The organism is Bacillus sp. AY2-1, assembly GCF_008368965.1.
Taxonomy (GTDB): Bacteria; Bacillota; Bacilli; order Bacillales; family Bacillaceae_G; genus Bacillus_A; species Bacillus_A thuringiensis_S.
In genome coordinates, this window is sequence record NZ_QPEL01000332.1 from 1 (window position 1) to 752 (window position 752).

The window sequence follows — 752 nt, forward strand, 5'->3', positions numbered from 1 at the left end:
AAACTAGCATCTCCACAATGGAGACAATGTGCTTTGGGAACTATCTACGCTGGCATTTTATAGATAATAAAACGAAGGGAAATTAATAATTAAAAAAGTAGAGTTTTTTAAATTACATTAGGAAACTATATGATAAATAAGTCTGATATTACTTATTATAAATAATTATCAGACTTATTTATTAGTAATTTAGAAAATATGCAAAATAGCATTTCCAATAGTTAAAAATATATTTTTTAAATATATTTATGTTATGTTTTAATAAAAATAAAGTCGATAGGATTATTTCAGATTCTTTCACTATATCACCAAAAGTTATTTTTAAAACCACATCTTATTTAATGCTGTTTGGAACAATATCAAAAAAGGATTGATGTTAATTATCTAAATAATTTAAGGGGGAATTAGCTGTATTTTATCAATCTATTTCTAGATGTATTTATAATTACAATAAAAATACATCTAAAAATAGATTGAAAAGGAATGAGTTTAGAAATGGTGGGAACAAAATATACAAGTTTTATGGGGAGACCACATCTTTGGGGTGTCCCTAGTAATGTAATATCTAACCCCAAAATACGAAAATCAGAAAAACAAGAACTTGATTTCAAAAATGAACCTTACACAAATGCAAAAAATGAGCTTTTAAAAGATAAGCAGTTATATGTAAGTTTAAAATCAGAGTTTAGTTCTTTTACACAAACTCTTAATAATTTAGCTACTTTTAAAGGCAATGAGAAAAAAGTAACAAC

The 752-nt window shown here is 24.9% G+C and carries 1 pseudogene; it reads left to right on the forward strand.

Annotated features, from left to right (window positions below):
* Positions 1-483: 483 nt before the first annotated feature.
* A pseudogene (gene fliD / locus DN403_RS30890) lies at positions 484-752 on the forward strand (flagellar hook-associated protein 2); the annotation flags it as partial.